The organism is Pseudomonas sp. HLS-6 TE3448, assembly GCF_053629555.1.
Genome location: NZ_JBRJIO010000001.1, coordinates 3,576,271 through 3,594,110, shown reverse-complemented (window position 1 = coordinate 3,594,110; position 17,840 = coordinate 3,576,271). Strand labels below are relative to the sequence as shown.

The window sequence follows — 17,840 nt, the reverse complement described above, 5'->3', positions numbered from 1 at the left end:
AGGGTCGAACCATGCGTTTTGAACTCAAGGCCTTGGGCAAGGCTGGCGTAGTCTGCCTGACGCTTGATGCGCCTGACCCGGCTCAGGCCCGTCAGTTGGCCGAACAGCAGGGCCTGCGGGTGGTCAGCCTGCGCAGCCGCGATCGCTGGCCCGGCCTGAACTGGCGACATCGGGAGCACTTTGACCTAGTGCTGTTCAGCCAGGAACTGACCACCCTGCTCAACGCAGGCCTGCCACTGATCGACGCGCTGGAGAGCCTGGCGGAAAAAGAAACCGCAGCGGCCGCTCGCAAGGTTCTCGATGGATTGGTACGCCAACTCTACGAGGGCAAGTCGTTCTCGCTGGCGCTGGGGCAATGGCCGGCGGTCTTTCCGACCTTGTACGTCGCGCTGGTGCAGTCCAGCGAAAAAACCGGGGCATTGGGCGAAGCACTGGGCCGTTATGTTGCCTATCGCCAGCGCCTGGATGAAGTACGCCAGCGGATTGTCGGCGCCTCGATCTACCCGTTCTTGCTACTGCTGGTCGGTGGCGGTGTAGTGCTGTTTTTACTGGGGTATGTGGTGCCACGCTTCAGCCTGGTATTTGAAGGGCTTGGCTCGAACCTGCCATGGCTATCGCAGGTACTGATGCATGCTGGGCTGTTCCTGCATGCTCACCAAGGGCTGCTGGCGGCGGGTTTTGGCCTGCTGATGGCAACCCTGGCACTGCTGCAACGCCAACCGGTTGTACGCCGCTGGCTAGGGCGACAACTGGAGCGGGTACCCGCCTTGCACCGCCGCCTGGTGATGTATGAACTAGCACGGTTCTATCGCTCGCTGGGCATTCTGCTGCAAGGTGGCATTCCGATCCTGACCGCCATGGCGATGGCCCGTGGGTTGCTTGGTGCCACGGCAGGTCAACGCCTGGACCAGGCGTGCGAGCGTGTCCGCGAAGGCCTGTCACTGTCTGCCGCACTGGACGCCGGGAAACTGGTCACCCCGGTCTCGCTACGCCTGTTGCGCGCCGGTGAGCAGGCCGGCAATCTTGGGCAGATGATGGAGCGCAGCGCTGATTTCTACGATGAAGAGGTCGGCCGCTGGATCGAATGGTTCGTGCGGCTGTTCGAGCCGCTGCTGATGACCTTTATCGGACTCTTGATCGGGGTGATCGTGATCCTGATGTACATACCGATCTTCGAGCTGGCGTCGAGCATCCACTGAGCGGGAAGCTCGCGACGCCGACCGCTACATATCAAAACGATCCACCGCCCGCCGCCGCTCGTTGTCGTCGCGCATGTCATAGTTGGCAGTGGTCTGGATGTTGCTGTGGTGCGCAAGTTTCTGGGCAATCGACAGGTCGTGCTCTTCGATCACCCGGGTAATGAACGAGCGGCGAAAATCATGGGGCATGATCTTCACCCCGACCTGCTGCCCCCGCTGGCGGGCGATGTAATAGATCGCATGCTTGGTGATGCGTTCGCGGGTGATATGGCTGCCCCGTCGTATGCGGTTGAACAGGAAGTCGTCATCGGCCTGCCCTTCCGGCAGTTGCGAACGACGAAAGGCCAACCAGGCATTGAGCCTGTCGAACGCCCAGGCCGGCGCATACTTGATCAGTTGCTTGTTGCCTTTGCCCAGCACCTGCAGGCTGCGCTCGGAAAAGTCGATCTGCGACAGTTTCAGATCAACCGACTCGGACTTGCGCATCCCTGTGCCATAGAGCAATGCGATTACCGCTGCATCGCGTAACCCTTGTGGGCGTGGGTCAGCGGCGCACACCTCCATGAGTTCGCGTATCAGGCTGCGCTTGAGGTTACGCCCCACGGGCAGGCGTACACCCTGGGTGGCTTTCACCGTGCGAATCTTCAGCAGCTGTTCGTGGCTGATCAGGCTCAACCGCCAGGCCTCGTTCATGACGCCCCGTACCGCATTGACATACAGCGATGAGGTGTTGGGGGTAAACCCGTCGGCACGCAGCGCCGCCACCAGTGCGGTGACATGTGCGGGGTCGAGCAGGTGCCAGGGTACCTCGGCGATGTCGCAATCCTCAAAGCCGAGCCGGTCGGCAGCATCCTGCAGGACGTACTTCATGGTCAACTGGCTGGAGGGCGCCAGACGCGCAAGGTATTGCAGCAGCGGATTGTGCAGTGAATCGGGCAAAACGGGAGGTCCTGTAGCAGCGCCAGCATGGTCCGAGGCCAGAGCCAGGTCATTGATTGCCAAGCATTTTGACCTGGCACCGGGCGGATGGTAACTCATCCCGCGTGACGCTGCTGCCAATAGCCGACAAGCCCTCCCATCATGGAAACCGATACCCCGGTCGAGCAGCCGGCATCAGGACAAACCAACAAACCTAATGGGACTTGAGTTTCTGGAACGACAGGTTCATATCCGAGGCCCACGTATCCAGTACGACCTTGACATCGTCCGGGACCAATACCTGTTTTTCATTCTCCAGGGGTTTGCCGCTGCCCTTGCGCACGACCTGAGCCAGTACCTTGTTATTGCCCCCATCGAGAAATGCCGCTTCGGTGGCGATCTCGGTTTCCTGGTCACGGATTCCCGAAGCGGTACTCACAGCAGCAGCAACCAAGGCGATCGGAATCACTTCATACGGTTTCAAGCCTTCGGTCTTGCTGCTGACCGCAGTGATTGCCGGCCTGACGACAATAGTGCCTGGGCCAGGCCCCGTGGCCAGCGGCATCGATTTGCTGATTTCTCGCTTGAGTGCGGCGTCATAGTAGCGGGTAATCCCTTGCAGGGTACTTTGCGGTATACGCTCGGTCGCCTGTGGCTTGGGGTAGAACTGGCTGGGCTCAATGTAGACGCTCGTGTAACGGCCAACCTTCAGGTCAGGGTCCACCCAGCGCATCACCGTTGCCCCGGAAGGCGATGTGTTTTCAGTCAAACGGCTGTAATCCCTGAGGAAACCGGAATATTGCTCCGGTTCGACGACTTTGCTCGAACAGCCGGACAGAACAAGCCCGCTCAGGCACAGCGTACCGACGATCAACGCTCTTTTCATGCTCTCGCTCCATGGCGCGCAAAGGAAGGCTCTGTAGGTATAGGCTAGAGTTGCGCAGGCATCCAACAAAACGAGGCAGCATGGCATTTCACAAACTGGCACACACTCATCCACGCTTGAGCGCAGCGGCTCTACTAGGCGCTATTGCAGGCATACTGATTCCCGCACATGACCTGATCCAGCACATCTTGATTGGCTGGAACATCGGTGTCTGGTTCTACCTGGCACTGGTGCTCTGGCTGACCCTGCGAGCCAACCCGGAACGGGTTCGCAAGGTGGCAAGCATCGAAGACGAAAATGCCGGGCTGGTGCTGTTCACCGTGAGTATCGCCGCCATCGCCAGCCTGGCCGCCGTCACCCTCGAACTGGTCGGCAGCCGGGGCCTGGAGAATGGCCAACAGCTGTTGCGCTATGCCTTCACCGGGCTCACCGTAAGCGGTTCATGGCTGTTGATCGGCACTGTCTTCAGCCTGCACTATGCGCGGCTGTTCTACACCGATGAGGCAAAGGCACCCTTGTTGCGTTTTGCCGATGGCGAATGCAACCCCGATTACTGGGACTTCCACTATTTCTCATTCACCCTGAGCGTGGCCGTACAAACCGCCGATGTCGGCGTCGCCGGGCGTGAGCTGCGCCGCGTGGTATTGGCGCACTCACTGATCGGTTTTCTCTTCAACACGGCCATCCTGGGTTTCACGATCAATATTGCTGCCGGCTTACTGAGCTGACGGGCCCTGCCCCTCAAGCGCTTGCACCGCACAGCGGGCAATGCGCTGGCAGGCCAACACCAGTCGTTGACTGTCCAGTACCAGGCCCAGGCGCAGATGCCCAGCGGCACTGGGGCCGAATGCATCGCCGGGCAACACCGCCACACCATGCTCCTCCAGCAGGCGCTCAGCGAAGGCCCGTGCACTCAAGCCGGTTTCACGGATATCGATCATCACGAACATGCCGCCATCCGGCTTGTGCACACGGATTCCCGCACAGCCTTCCAGGCTGGCGCACACCCGGTCACGCCGCTCGCGGTAGGCTTCGCGCATCTGCACAAGTTCTGGGAGTTCGTGCTCCAGGGCCACCCGAGCCGCATTCTGGATGAAGTCCGGCAGGCCATAGAGCATGCACAGGGCCAAGTGCGTCAAGTGATCGGCCAGGGCTGGCGGACCGATCATCCACCCTACCCGCCAACCGGACATGGCATGGGACTTGGAGAGGCTGTTGATTGTCACACAACGCTCAGCCATACCCGGCAGGCTCGCCGGGCTGACATGTTCGCCGTCATACAGCAATTCGCTATAGACCTCGTCGGAGATCAGCCACAAGTCATGCTCGATACACAGCCGCGCCAGGCGCTCCCATGTGGCCCGTGGCAGGCTGGCGCCTGAAGGGTTGTGCGGGCTGTTGATGAGCAGGGCCCGCGTGCGCGGGGTGATCAGCGCCCGGACATCCGCCGGTTCAATACAAAACCCCTTCTCGGGCTTGACCGCAACGGGCACCGACTTGGCCCCACAAGCACCGAACACCGCGTCATAGGTGACATACATGGGTTCGGCGACAATCACCTCATCACCCGGATCAAACAAGCATTGGGCCACGCCGTACAGTGCACACTGTGCTCCGGCCAGCACGACGACTTCTTGCGCATCCACCGCTCGCCCGCTAAGCCGTGCATGTCGGCGGGCAATGGCCTGGCGCAAGGCCAGGCTGCCACGCACATCCGAATAATGAGTGTCGCCTGCTGCGAGGCTGTCGACCGCCGCCTGGACAATCGACTTCGGCGTGTCGAAATCAGGGTCGCCAACCGACAGCAACAGAATGTCGCGGCCTTGCTGCTGCAGTTCCAAGGCTCGGTAATGAATGTTCCAGACGGCAGCACCATCACCGGCAATACGTTGGGTCAGGGTTGAATACTGCATGGAGGGCTCCTTGACTGATGGCACACCTCGGGCGTACCGCTGGTCAGAAACCTCCAGGCGGGCATCCCAGCCGACTGCCGGTAAAAATAGCAGAATGCCGTGTGCCTGGCGGCTCAACCCCCAAAGACAAACGTTTGCGTTGAAAAACTATCCGAACGAAGGGCCATGACCAGGGTCAAACAACCGGTGATAAACCGCGCTCAGGTCCCGGACAACGTCCCAGTGAATGCTATGGTTAGGGACGCGCTGTACCCTGAGAAATAGCCAACACACCGTGTGACGCTGAAAATCAAGGAGGCCAGCATGAGCAAACTGACGTTTCCAAACGCCTGTCAGGTAATGCGTTGGCATTTCCATCCATTGGGCTTTGAGGCAAGCATGAATGCGCCCAGCAGCATGGTAGCCCGCCTGTTTGACCGCGCCACGGGCGAAACCTTGCTGGCAATTACCGGCATTCCTTGCGCCACCGTGATGCAGGCTACCGATGTCGAGTTGATCATCGAGGCCGTGGAGGCCAAGCTCGATGCCTTTGCACCGTCCAGCACCTTGCACTCGGCATGACAGCTAGGCCGGTACACCGGCCTGGCTGGCCGATTCGATTCTGGCCATGAAGTCTTCGGCAGACTGCGGCTGCCCCAACAGATAGCCCTGCAGCGAGTCACAGCCCAAACGCGTCAGGAAGTCCTGTTGCCGATCGGTTTCCACCCCTTCGGCAACGATGCGCAAGCCCAGCGCCTGGCCCAACGCAACAATTGCCGAAACAATGGCCGCATCGTCGCCATCGTGTTCCAGATCACGCACGAAACCGCGGTCGATCTTCAACTCGTTGGCCGGCAGCCGCTTGAGGTACATCAAACTGGAGTAGCCCGTGCCAAAGTCGTCGATCGACAAGTCCACGCCCATGTCCGAGAGCTGCTGCAATACCAGCAAACTGGCATCGGCATCATGCATGGCAGTGGTCTCGGTAATCTCCAGCGTCAGGGTATTAGGCGGCAACCGATGCCGTGCCAATGCCCCGGCAACGCTCTCGACCAGGCTGGCATGGCAGAACTGGATCGCCGACAGGTTCACGGCGATGCGCCAATCGGCATAACCTTGATCGATCCACAGGCGCATTTGCCGGCACGCTTCATTCAGCACCCAATCCCCGATTGGGATGATCAGGCCGGTCTTTTCCGCCAGCACAATGAAACGATCCGGCAGCAACAGACCGTGCTGTGGGTGCTCCCAGCGCAGCAGGGCCTCAGCGCCAATGGGCTGGCGCTTCTGGGCATCGAACTTGGGCTGGTAGAAGAGACGAAACTGCCCCTGCTCCAGCGCCATGCGCAGATCCTGAAGCAATTGCAGCTGCAAGCGGGCATTGCTGTTCATCGATACATCGAAAAAGCTGTAGCCGTTCTTGCCCGCGCTTTTGGCGTGGTACATCGCCGCATCGGCATTGCGCAGCAGTTCGTGCTGATCGGTGCCGTTGCCGGGGTACAGGGAAATGCCGATGCTGGCGGATACCTGAAGGTTTTGATCGCTGATGCGAAACGGTCGTGATATCAGGTTGACCTGCTTGGTCGCGACACCCAGGGCATCATCCGGCTCATCCAGTTCTACCAGCAAGACAAACTCGTCGCCGCCAATACGCGCCAGGGTATCCTGGCTGTGCAGGTGCCCGCGCAGACGCAAGGCAACCTCTTTGAGCAACTGGTCCCCCGTATGGTGACCGAAGGCATCGTTGACCGGCTTGAAGCCATCAAGGTCAATAAACATCAGGGCAAAGCAGCCGCCCTGCTCCGCCACCTTGCTGATGGCCTGATCGATCCGGTCGGCCAGCAAGGTACGATTGGGCAGCCCGGTCAAGGTGTCATGCAAGGCCAGTTGGGTAAGTTCCTCGTTGGCCAGCGTCAACGAGCGCGCCAGTTCAGCCGTGCGCGCTTCCAGGCGCGCATCCAGCACCGACGTCAACAACGCCACGGCCAATACCGCCAGGGTGGTGATCAACACCAGATAATCCAGACCACTGCCGCTCAGACCGCCCTGGGCGCCACAGAAACTGCCATCGGCGAAGTTGGCCGCGGCCATGCCGGTGTAGTGCATGCCGACAATGGCGACCCCCATCACCACGGCGGCACAGCCACGGAACTGACGAACATAAGGGGTGTGCAGGCGCAAGCGGAACGCGATCCACAGCGCCGCCGCCGATGCGCCCCCGGCGATCAGCAAGGAGGCTACGAACAATATAGGGTCGTACTCGATGCCCGGCTGCATGCGCATGGCCGCCATGCCGGTGTAATGCATGCAACTGATGCCGGCACCCATGATGAAGGCACCCAACCCCAACGTACGCCAAGGCAAGCGCGGCTGGCTGACCAGCCAGAGGGCGAAACCCGACGACAACACCGCAACCAGCAATGACAAGGCCGTCAAGGTGATGTCATAACCCAGCGGGATCGGCAGGCTGAAGGCGAGCATCCCGATAAAATGCATCGACCAGATGCCAAAGCCCATGGCCATGGCCCCTCCACCCATCCACAGGTGTACCGCACGCCCCTTGGCCGTCGCAATACGGCCGGAGAGGTCTAGCGCGGTATACGATGCAAGGATGGCCACACACAGGGAAATCAATACCAGCGAGGGGGCGTAACTACCAATCAACATGAGGCCTTTGACAACCGGGTTGGAGGGCCAGTGTTGAGGCCCGATAAAACCGATGATTGTACTCAAGCTTTAGCGAAACGCACGGAGTTTCAGTGGCGACGTTCCAGCCTCCGTGAACTGCGGTACCGTGCCAGAGCGGGCACCGTACCGCCACCCTCGCTGACAGAACCGTCAAGGCTGCGGGGCGAACGCCGTCTGTGTGTCCCAGCCACCACCCAGGGCCGCGATCAACTGCACACTGGCCACCAGGCGCCCCTGCAACAAGGTAAGCACGCTGCGCTCATTGCTCAAGGCAGTGGCCTGCACATTGACCACATCCAGGTAGCCAATCAAGCCGGCCTTGTACTGATTATTGGTCAAGCGTAACGACTCGCGGGCCGAGGCCAGCGCCTCGTTACGCACCTGGGCCTCATCCTCATACACTTTCAACTGCACAAGGTAGTTTTCTACCTCACGAAAACCGTCCAGCACCGTCTGCCGGTACTGGGCGACGGTCTGGTCATAGACCGCTTCGGTACGGTCGACCTCAGCGGCGCGCTTGCCGCCGTCGAACAAGGTCAAGGCCAGTTGCGGCCCGACCGACCAGAAACGGTTCGGCAGGCTGACCCAATCATTGAAACTGCTACTGCTGTAACCACCACTGAGGCTCAGGCTCAGGTCGGGGAAGTAAGCCGCCTTGGCCACGCCAATACTGGCATTGGCAGCCATCACCTTGCGTTCAGCCGACGCGATGTCAGGACGACGCTCCAGCAGCTGTGACGGCAAGGCCAGCGGCACCTGAGGCAACGTCGGGATGCGATCGCTCGCCGCCAAGGCAAACTCGGACGGTGCCTTGCCAAGCAATACGGCAATCGCGTTTTCCAACTGGGCACGCTGCCAGATCAGATCGATCAGGTCAGCCTGTGTAGTTTTCAGCTGGGTTTGTGCCTGAGCCACGGCATCCTTGCCGGAGATGCCGGCACGGTACTGGTTCTCGGTCATTTTCAGCGAACGCTGGTAAGCCTCGACAGTCGCCTCAAGCAGGCGTTTTTGCTCATCCAGCACCCGCAGTTGCAGGTAATTCTGCACCAGCTCCGACTGCAGGCTCAGACGAATCGCCGCCATATCGGCCAGGCTCGCTTCAGCACTGGCCTCGTTGGCGGCCAACTCCTCGCGCAGCTTGCCCCACAGATCAGCCTCCCAACTCACGCCCAGTTGGGTGCTGTAGGTATTACGGATACCACTGCTGTTATTGCTCAGGCTCGAGCTGCTGCTACCGGTGCCCTGGCTTGAGCGCGTCTTGCCGGCGCTCAGGTCAATGCTGGGAAACAGCGAGCCGCGAGCACTGCGCACCAAGGCCTGGGCCTGACGGTACTGAGCCTCATACTGGGCGACCGTCTGGTTATTGGCATTGAGTTGCACGATCAGGTCGTTGAGCAGGCTATCGCCATACAGCTCCCACCAGGCGCCTCGGGCCAATGCATCGGACGGCGTTGCCGGTGTCCAGCCTTCGGCATACTTGAACGGCGCTTGCGCAGGGGTTTCCGGGCGCTGGTAATTCGGGCTCAGGGTACAGGCGCTGAGCATCACCAGGCACATGCCGGTCGCCAGCAAGCGCGAGCCTCGAGCGGCTAGCAACTGCTGCAGGGTGCGGTCGGAAAGTAACGGGCGTTGAGTCATAGCGGGGTTTCCAGAGCAGCATCGGTACGCACGCCACGCCAACGGTTGAAGCGATGGCGCAGACGGTCCAGGTAGAGGTAGACCACTGGGGTGGTGTAAAGCGTGAGGATCTGGCTGAAGACCAGCCCACCAATGATGGTCAGGCCCAGCGGTTGACGCATCTCGGCACCCTCGGCACCGCCGAGCAACAGCGGTAGGGCACCAAGGATGGCCGCCAGGGTGGTCATCAGGATCGGCCGCAAACGCAACAGGCACGCGCGACGGATCGATTCTTCAGGGCTCAGCCCGTCATGCCGCTCCAGCTGCAAGGCCAGGTCGATCATCAGGATGGCGTTTTTCTTCACCACGCCGATCAGCAGGAACAGCCCCAGCAACGAGATCAGGCTGAACTCGCTGCCCACCAGGTACAACGTGAGCAAGGCGCCGACCCCGGCCGACGGCAGCGTCGACAGAATGGTCAGCGGGTGAATGTAGCTTTCATACAGAATGCCCAGCACCAGGTACACCGCCAGCAGTGCGCCGAGAATCATGAACGGCTGGCCTTTCTGGCTTTCCTCAAAGGCATTGCCGGTACCGCCCAGCTTGGCGATCACCTCTTCGGGCAGGCCGACCTTGGCCACTGCACGCTCCACGGCGGCCATGGCCGCTTCCTGGCTGTAGCCTTCAGCAATATCGAAGGCAATGTCTTCAGAAGCGAATTGACCTTCATGACTGACCCGGTCGCTGGCCAGGCTGTTTTCATAGCGGGCAAACGCCGACAGCGGCACGCGCGCGCCCGCCGCAGTGATCACCTGCACCTGCTCCAGGGTACGTGGGTCCTGGGCGTACTGCGGGTTGACCTCCATCACCACCTGATACTGGTTCAGGCTGTCGTAGATGGTCGAGATCTGCCGCTGGCTGTAGGCATTGTTCAGCACCGCAGTGACCATGTTCATGTCGATGCCCAGGCGCTTGGCCTGTTCGCGATCGACCACCAGCGTCACTTGCTGGGTACCGCTGCCTTCACGCGCATCGATCGCGGTGAGCTCTGGCAAGGTCTTCAGGGCGGCAACAACCTTCGGGTACCACTCGCGCAACAAGGCCAGGTCGCCGCTTTGCAAGGTGTAGAGAAACTGTGAAGAGCTCTGCTCGCGCCCACTACCGCCAAATTGCAGGTCTTGATCCGCCATCAGGAACAAGCGCCCGCCCGGCACCTTGGGCATGTTCTTGCGCAAACGTTCGATGACTTTCTGTGCCGAGTCCTTGCGCTCCTTGATCGGCTTCAGGCGTACCAACACCATGGCGTTGTTGATGCCGCTGTTGCCACCGATGAAGCCAGCGACACTTTCCACCGCAGGGTCTTGGAGCAACGCCCGACGGTAGGTCTCCATCTTCGGCTGCATGACCGAAAACGACAGGCCATCGTCACCGCGCACGAACCCCATGAGCTGGCCGGTGTCCTGCTGCGGCATGAAGGTCTTGGGCACCACGACGTAAAGGGCAATGTTCACACCGATGGTCAGCAACAGGCTGATGAGTGTCAGCCGACGATGACGCAGTGCCCAGCCCAGGGTACGGTCATAACCGGCCATCATGCGCTGGTTGAGTTGCTCGCTCCAACGCTGCAGGCGGGTCTGCTGGCCAACCGGGTGCGGCTTGAGCCAGCGTGCGCAGAGCATCGGTGTCAGGGTCAGCGACACCACCAGCGAGACGATGATCGCGGCCGCCAGGGTGATGGAGAACTCACGGAACAACGACTGAACAATGCCACCCATGAACAGGATGGAGATGAACACCGCCACCAACGACACGTTCATCGACAACAATGTGAAACCCACCTCCTTGGCCCCGAGAAACGCTGCACGCATCGGCGCGATGCCTTCATCGATGTGCCGGGAAATGTTTTCCAGCACCACGATGGCATCGTCCACCACCAGCCCGGTGGCCAGGATCAGCGCCATCAGCGACAGGTTGTTCAGGGAAAAACCGCACAGGTACATGATTGCGAAGGTACCCACCAGCGATACGGGTACCGCCAGGGTCGGAATCAACGAGGCGCGCAGGTTGCCGAGGAACAGGAACACCACCAGGACGACCAGGGCCACCGCAATCAGCAAGGTATGCTCAGCCTCCTTGAGGGTGGCCTTGATCACGGGCGAACGGTCCATGGCCAGGTCCAGTTTGACACTGGCCGGCATCAGGGCTTCAAGGGCCGGCAACTGCTCCTTGATCTTCGCCACGGTCTCGATGATGTTGGCCCCGGTCTGGCGGTTGATGACCAGCAGCACCGCGTCCTGATCATTGAAAAAGCCACTGTTATAGCGGTTTTCCACGCCATCACTGATCTTGGCCACATGGCTCAGGCGCAGCACCGAACCGTCCTGGTAACGGATCACCAGGGGCTCATAATCCTTGGCCTCGTACAGTTGATCGTTAGCCTGGACCTGCCAGTTGCGCGCACTGTCTTCGACGAAGCCTTTGGGCCGGCGCTGGTTGGCGTTGGCGATGGTCTCGCGCACCTCATCCAGGGCCACGCCATACTGGTTAAGCATCTGTGGTTCCAGCTCGATGCGCACCGCCGGCAGCGAGCTACCACCAATCTGCACCTCCCCTACCCCGGGCACCTGGGACAGGCTCTGCGACAGGATGGTCGAGGCAAGGTCGTACAACTGACCTTTCTGCAACACGCTGGACGTCAGCGCCAGCACCATGATCGGTGCCTGGGCCGGGTTGATCTTCTTGTAGGTCGGCATGCTTTTCATACCGCTGGGCAACAGGTTGCGCGAGGCATTGATCGCCGCCTGCACTTCGCGGGCAGCGGCGTCGATATTCTGCCCTTGCTCAAAGCCAAGAATCACCCGCGTCGAGCCCTGGCTGGACCGGCTGGTCAGGGTGTTGACCCCGGCAATGGCGCCCATCGAGCGCTCCAGCGGGGTCGCCACGGTCGAGGCCATGACCTCGGGGCTGGCCCCCGGCAGGTTGGCCGACACCACGATCACCGGGAAATCGATCTGCGGCAGCGGTGCCACCGGCAGCAAGCCGAAACTCACGCCACCCAGCAGCATGATCGCCAGGCTCAACAACATCGTCGCCACCGGACGGCGAATAAACGGGCCGGACAGGTTCATCGGCGGCAGCTCCAGTCCAACGTCATACCGGCACACCCGCGGCACTGCGACCACTGAAACGCCGCGCCAGCCGATCGAAATACAAGTAGATCACCGGCGTAGTGAACAGCGTCAGCACCTGGCTGACCAGCAGGCCACCCACCATCACCAGGCCCAGTGGCTGACGCAGTTCTGCGCCAGAGCCAGTAGCCAGCATCAACGGCACAGCGCCGAACAGCGCCGCCAGGGTAGTCATCAAAATGGGACGGAAACGCAGTAACGCCGCTTCATAGATCGCCGTTTGTGGATCAACACCGCGGGTACGTTCAGCCTCCAGGGCGAAGTCGATCATCATGATCGCGTTCTTCTTGACGATACCGATCAGCAGGATGATGCCGATGATTGCAATCATCCCCAGGTCATGGCCACTGAGCAGCAAGGCCAGCAAGGCCCCGACCGCAGCAGACGGCAAGGTCGAGAGGATCGTAACCGGGTGGATGTAGCTCTCGTAGAGCACCCCCAACACGATGTACATGGTTACCACGGCAGCCAGGATCAACAACAAGGTACTCGACAGCGAGGCCTGGAACGCTTCGGCTGCGCCCTGGAAGCGTGTCTGCACCCCGAGCGGCATGCCAATGTCCTGCTGCACCTGCTCAATCGCCTTGACCGCCTCGCCCAGCGCAACACCGGGCGCCAGGTTGAACGACATCATCACTGCTGGGAACTGGCCGATATGGGCAATTGCCAACTGCGCCTGACGCTGCTCGATACGTGCCAGGCTCGACAAGCGGACCTGCCCGCCATCGGCACTCTTGACGTAGACCTGCTCCAGCGCCTGTGGGCCAAGGGTGGCAGCGTCAGCAGCCTGCAAAACCACACGGTACTGGGTAGCCTGGGTGTAGATGGTGGAGATCTGGCGCTGCCCGAAGGCGTCATAGAGCGCGTTGGTGATGTCGGCAACGCTGATACCCAGGCGTCCGGTCGCATCGCGATCGATGACCAGGTACACCTGCAAGCCCTTGTCCTGCAGGTCGCTGGCAACATCAGTGAGTTCCGGGCGCAGGCGCAAGGCATCGACCAGCTTGCCGCTCCACTGCGCCAGCAACTCGGCGTCCGGCGATGACAGGCTGAACTGGTACTGCGTGCGGCTGACCCGGTCTTCGATGCTCAAGTCCTGCACCGGCTGCATGAACAGGCGCATACCGACCAGCTTGTCGACCTCTGGCTGCAGACGCTGGATCACCTGGGCCGCAGTCAGGTCACGCTCATTGTGCGGCTTGAGGTTGATCAACAAGCGGCCACTGTTCAGCGTGGCGTTGTCGCCATCAACCCCGATGTAGGACGAAAGGCTCTGCACCGCCGGGTCCTTGAGGATGATCGCCGACAAGGCTTGCTGACGCTCACTCATGGCGGCGAACGATACCGACTGCGGCGCCTCGGAAATCCCCTGGATAACCCCGGTGTCCTGCACCGGGAAGAACCCCTTCGGCACCATCAGGTACAACACGACGGTCAGGCCCAGGGTTGCCACCGCCACCAACAGGGTCAGCGGCTGGTGACGCAGCACCCACTGCAAACCCTGGCCATAATGACCAATCATCCAGTCGATCCAGGCGCCGCTGGCACGGTAGAAACGGCTCTGTTCCTCTGCCTTGGGTTCACGCTTGAGCAGCCTCGCGCACATCATCGGCGTCAGTGTCAGCGAAACCACCAGGGAAATCAGGATGGCCACGGCCAGGGTAATGGCGAACTCACGGAACAGCCTGCCCACCACGTCGGCCATGAACAGCAGTGGGATCAATACCGCAATCAGGGAGAAGGTCAGCGACACCAGGGTAAAGCCGATCTGCCGGGCGCCCTTGAGCGCAGCCTGCAGCGGCGTTTCGCCTTCTTCGATATGCCGGGAGATGTTCTCCAGCATGACGATGGCATCGTCCACCACAAAGCCGGTGGCAATGGTCAGTGCCATCAGCGTCAGGTTGTTGATCGAGAAGCCCGCCAGGTACATCACCGCGAAGGTGCCGATCAATGACAGCGGCACGGTGATGGAGGGAATCAAGGTGGCGCTCAAGCGACGCAGGAAGACAAAGGTGACCATGACCACCAGGGCGATGGCGATCAACAGCTCATACTGTACGTCCTTGACCGAGGCCCGAATGGTCTGGGTACGGTCAGTGAGTATCACGACATCAAGGCCGGCTGGCAGGTTGTCGGTAATCGACGGCAGCAGGGTCTTGATCCGGTCGACCACCTCAATGACGTTGGCCCCCGGCTGGCGCTGAATATTGAGCAGCACTGCCTGGTTCTGGTTGGCCCAGGCCGCCAGACGCTCGTTCTCGGCACCGTCGACGATCTCGGCAACATCCTTGAGCCGCAGCGGCGCGCCGTTGTTGTAGGCCAGGATCAGGTTGGCGTATTCCTCGGGCGAACGCAGCTGGTCGTTGGCGTCGAGCATCGACACCCGGGTCGGGCCGTCAAAGTTGCCCTTGGGCTGGTTGACGTTGGACGCACCGATCAATGTACGCACATCGGCCAGGTTAAGCCCGGCCGCCGCCAGGGCATCGGGGTTGACCTTGATGCGTACCGCCTGGCGCTGGCCGCCGGCGATGCTGACCATCCCTACCCCGCTGATCTGCGCAATCTTCTGCGCGACCCGGGTATCGACCAGGTCATTGAGCTTGGGCAACAGCATGGTTTTCGAGGTGATGGCCAGGGTCAGCACAGGGGTATCGGCCGGGTTGACCTTGTTGTACACCGGTGGCGCCGGCAGGTCGCTGGGCAGCAGGTTGCTGGCAGCGTTGATCGCCGCCTGCACCTGTTGCTCGGCGACGTCCATGTTCATGTCCAGGCTGAACCGCAGGGTCAGCACCGAAGCACCGCCCGAGCTGGTGGAGGCCATCTGGGTCAGCCCGGGCATTTGCCCGAACTGGCGCTCAAGCGGCGCGGTAACAGCGCTGGTCATCACCTGAGGGCTGGCACCGGGATAAAGCGTCATGACCCGAATGGTCGGGTAATCGACCTGCGGCAACGCCGCCACCGGCAGCAACCTGTAGGCGATAAGGCCAGCCAGCACGATGGCCAGCATGCTCAGTGTGGTCGCCACCGGGCGCAGGATGAACAGCCGCGAGAGGTTCATGCGCCCGCCTTACCCTTGGCAACCTGAGCCCCCGGACGCGCCGAGGCATCCTGCTGCTCCTGCCCCTGCAAGTGCTGGCCGGGGGTCGCAGGCACCTCGGAACTGTCATTGACCACATCCACATCACTGCCATCACGCAAACGGTCGGTGCCTTCCAGCACCACCCGCTCGCCCTTGGCCAGGCCCTCGATCACCACAGTGTGCTCACCATCGCTGGCACCGACCTTGAGTTTGCGGATGCGCACCTTCTTGTCGCCGTCCATCACATACACGAAGGATCCCTCGGTACCGAACTGAATCGCTGCCGACGGGGCCAACACCACGTCTTTCAGCGTATCGGCCAGCAAGCGCACATTGACGAACTGGTTGGGGAACAACACTTCATCCTGGTTCTCGAAGCGTGCCTTGAACTTCAGGGTGCCTGTCGTGGTGTCGATCTGGTTGTCCAGGCTGCTCAGCACCCCGACAGCCTGCTGCTTGAGATCCCCCCGATCCCAGGCTTCCACCGCCAGCTTGGCGCCACTGCGATAACGCGCAAGCACCGTCGACAGTTCGGCCTCGGGCAAGGTAAAGGCGACAGTGATCGGCTGGGTTTGAGTGATGACCACCAGCGCCGTGGTGTCGTTGGCCGCCACCAGGTTGCCGACATCAAGCTGGCGCAGGCCCAGACGACCACCGATCGGCGCACGGATCTTGCTGAACTCCAGGTTCAGCCTGGCATCGCCAACGGCCGCCTGATTGGTCTTGATGGTGCCCTGATACTGCTCAACCAAGGCCGCCTGGGTATCGAGGGTCTGCTTGGCGATGCTGTCTTCAGCATAAAGGCCCTTGTAACGCTCCAGGTCGATCTGGGCATTTTTCAGTTGCGCAAGGTTCTGCGCCAGGGTGCCTTCTGCCTGTTGCAAGGCGATCTGGTAGCTGCGCGGATCGATCTCAGCCAGCAGATCACCGGCTTTCACCTTCTGCCCTTCCTGGAAGTTGACCTTGACCAACTCACCGGCCACGCGGCTGCGCACGTTCACCGTGTTGGTGGCCGTAACCGTGCCCAATGCCTTGAGGTACACCGGAAAGTCCGCCACGGTAGCAGGCGCAACACGCACCGGCACCGGCCCACCAAAGGCCCCGAAGCCCGGTCGACCGCCCTTTCCTGGCGCCATGCTGGTGTTTTTTACCGGCGTCGAAGGCCACAGCCACCAACACAGGCCGGCGACCAGCAACAGGATCAGCAGGCCAACGAGCCAGCGACGAGGGGAACGGGAAGCAGGAGCATGCATTGGGTGATCGACCATTGTGCGCAGGGATATCTTTTGAGAAGGCTGAACGATAAGCAGATGAGACCGTTAAGCAAAGCGCCTTTACCGGCAATTTACTTAGCGCTTACAGAGGCAAGATGCTGAACTATAAATAAAAACGGCCTGGACGAAGGCCAGGCCGTTACAAACGCTTGCAAATCTGTACGCCTTGATCACCGGTAATACCGGCGATGGCGTCGGATTACTTCAACGTTACTTCAACGCAGCCAGGGCCGCGTCGTAGTTTGGTTCTTCGGCGATTTCCTTGACCAACTCGCTGTGCAGCACCTTGTCGTTCTCGTCCAGAACCACTACAGCACGTGCCGTCAGGCCAGCCAGCGGGCCGTCAGCAATGGCCACACCGTAGTTTTCGATGAACTCGCGGCCGCGCAGGGTCGAGAGGTTCTTGACGTTTTCCAGGCCTTCGGCGCCGCAGAAACGGGCCTGGGCAAACGGCAGGTCAGCCGAGATGCACAGCACAACGGTGTTGGCGACATCGTTGGCCTTGGCATTGAAGGTGCGCACGGACGTGGCGCAGGTCGGGGTATCGACACTCGGGAAAATGTTCAACACTTTGCGCTTGCCGGCGAAGTCTTTCAGCGACACATCAGCCAGACCAGCGCCGACCAGGCTGAACGCAGGTGCCTGGGTGCCAACTTGCGGCAGTTCCCCATTGACCTGAACCGGATTGCCTTTAAGAGTCACTTGAGCCATGAACGGAGTCCTTATGCGGGAGTTGAGTAAAGGACCAGAGTTAACCACGAAAGTGCCCCGTCACCTATGGGCAGACAAAAATTGTTGAGTTTTCAGACAATTCTTGTAGACAATCTGCAAGCTTAAACCCGGCCCTCGGCATACTGTTCGCCCAATTAGCGGGATTGGTCAAGCACCCTCAAACACGCACCCTCCTGATGAAAGCAGGCATATCCATTCGCGATGTCGGGCCTGATACCCCGTTCCGCCTTTACGGCGTGTCACTTTTGTCGGGGCCGTGCTGAAGGGACAATTTGGCAGCGCCTGCAAGTTCAGCGTATGAAAAAGCATCGCCGGCAAGGTTGGCGCCTTGATGGATAACGTCGATTTCCTGCGTGGGCTTTGTTTG

12 protein-coding genes are annotated in these 17,840 nt (G+C 60.7%); 3 read left to right on the top strand and 9 right to left on the bottom strand.

The features are described from left to right. Nucleotides 1-11 precede the first annotated feature (11 nt). Nucleotides 12-1,199 (top strand): type II secretion system F family protein, encoded by a 1,188-nt coding sequence (locus AB7M23_RS16605; RefSeq protein ID WP_454241373.1) that lies wholly within the window; start codon nt 12-14, stop codon nt 1,197-1,199. Nucleotides 1,200-1,223: 24 nt separating this feature from the next. Here the strand turns inward: AB7M23_RS16605 and AB7M23_RS16600 are convergent, their stop codons facing one another. Both AB7M23_RS16600 and AB7M23_RS16595 read right to left on the bottom strand, forming a co-directional pair. After that, a complete protein-coding gene (locus tag AB7M23_RS16600; RefSeq protein WP_409277229.1) occupies nt 1,224-2,069 on the bottom strand; it encodes a site-specific integrase in 846 nt (281 codons plus the stop codon). Nucleotides 2,070-2,331: 262 nt separating this feature from the next. Continuing rightward, nucleotides 2,332-3,003, bottom strand: a complete 672-nt coding sequence (locus tag AB7M23_RS16595; protein WP_454241372.1) for a DUF3313 domain-containing protein — start codon at nt 3,001-3,003, stop codon at nt 2,332-2,334. 80 nt (nt 3,004-3,083) lie between these two features. Between AB7M23_RS16595 and AB7M23_RS16590 the strand changes: the two genes are divergently transcribed. Continuing rightward, on the top strand, nt 3,084-3,731 hold the full coding sequence (locus AB7M23_RS16590; protein WP_065757873.1) for a DUF1345 domain-containing protein: 648 nt from the start codon (nt 3,084-3,086) through the stop codon (nt 3,729-3,731). On the opposite strand, the gene AB7M23_RS16585 is transcribed toward AB7M23_RS16590, so the two are convergent. Beyond that, nucleotides 3,720-4,916: a pyridoxal phosphate-dependent aminotransferase gene (locus AB7M23_RS16585; RefSeq protein ID WP_454241371.1), complete on the bottom strand. Its 1,197-nt coding sequence runs from the start codon at nt 4,914-4,916 to the stop codon at nt 3,720-3,722. The genes AB7M23_RS16590 and AB7M23_RS16585 overlap by 12 nt on opposite strands. 303 nt (nt 4,917-5,219) lie before the next feature. On the opposite strand from AB7M23_RS16585, the gene AB7M23_RS16580 reads away from it, so the two are divergent. Further along, entirely contained in the window at nt 5,220-5,477 is a 258-nt protein-coding gene (locus tag AB7M23_RS16580) for a DUF1652 domain-containing protein (RefSeq protein WP_330522728.1), read from the top strand. A 3-nt stretch (nt 5,478-5,480) separates the two neighbouring features. On the opposite strand, the gene AB7M23_RS16575 is transcribed toward AB7M23_RS16580, so the two are convergent. The 6 genes from AB7M23_RS16575 to tpx all read right to left on the bottom strand — a co-directional run bounded on the left by AB7M23_RS16575 (nt 5,481) and on the right by tpx (nt 17,452). Beyond that, the gene (locus AB7M23_RS16575) at nt 5,481-7,562 is read right to left on the bottom strand and encodes a putative bifunctional diguanylate cyclase/phosphodiesterase (protein WP_454241370.1); all 2,082 of its coding nucleotides are present in this window, start codon (nt 7,560-7,562) and stop codon (nt 5,481-5,483) included. A 171-nt stretch (nt 7,563-7,733) separates the two neighbouring features. Beyond that, entirely contained in the window at nt 7,734-9,221 is a 1,488-nt protein-coding gene (locus AB7M23_RS16570) for an efflux transporter outer membrane subunit (RefSeq protein WP_454241369.1), read from the bottom strand. Next, nucleotides 9,218-12,328 carry an efflux RND transporter permease subunit gene (locus AB7M23_RS16565; protein WP_454241368.1) on the bottom strand — a complete coding sequence of 1,037 codons (3,111 nt, stop codon included), beginning with the start codon at nt 12,326-12,328 and terminating at the stop codon, nt 9,218-9,220. Before AB7M23_RS16565 ends, AB7M23_RS16570 begins: the two co-directional genes overlap by 4 nt. 22 nt (nt 12,329-12,350) lie before the next feature. Further along, the gene (locus tag AB7M23_RS16560) at nt 12,351-15,446 is read right to left on the bottom strand and encodes an MdtB/MuxB family multidrug efflux RND transporter permease subunit (RefSeq protein ID WP_454241367.1); all 3,096 of its coding nucleotides are present in this window, start codon (nt 15,444-15,446) and stop codon (nt 12,351-12,353) included. Further along, nucleotides 15,443-16,735 carry an MdtA/MuxA family multidrug efflux RND transporter periplasmic adaptor subunit gene (locus AB7M23_RS16555; RefSeq protein ID WP_454241366.1) on the bottom strand — a complete coding sequence of 431 codons (1,293 nt, stop codon included), beginning with the start codon at nt 16,733-16,735 and terminating at the stop codon, nt 15,443-15,445. The genes AB7M23_RS16560 and AB7M23_RS16555 overlap by 4 nt, the downstream gene beginning before the upstream one ends. A gap of 216 nt (nt 16,736-16,951) precedes the next feature. Next, nucleotides 16,952-17,452: a thiol peroxidase gene (tpx, locus tag AB7M23_RS16550; RefSeq protein ID WP_099774504.1), complete on the bottom strand. Its 501-nt coding sequence runs from the start codon at nt 17,450-17,452 to the stop codon at nt 16,952-16,954. Between the last annotated feature and the right edge of the window lie 388 nt (nt 17,453-17,840).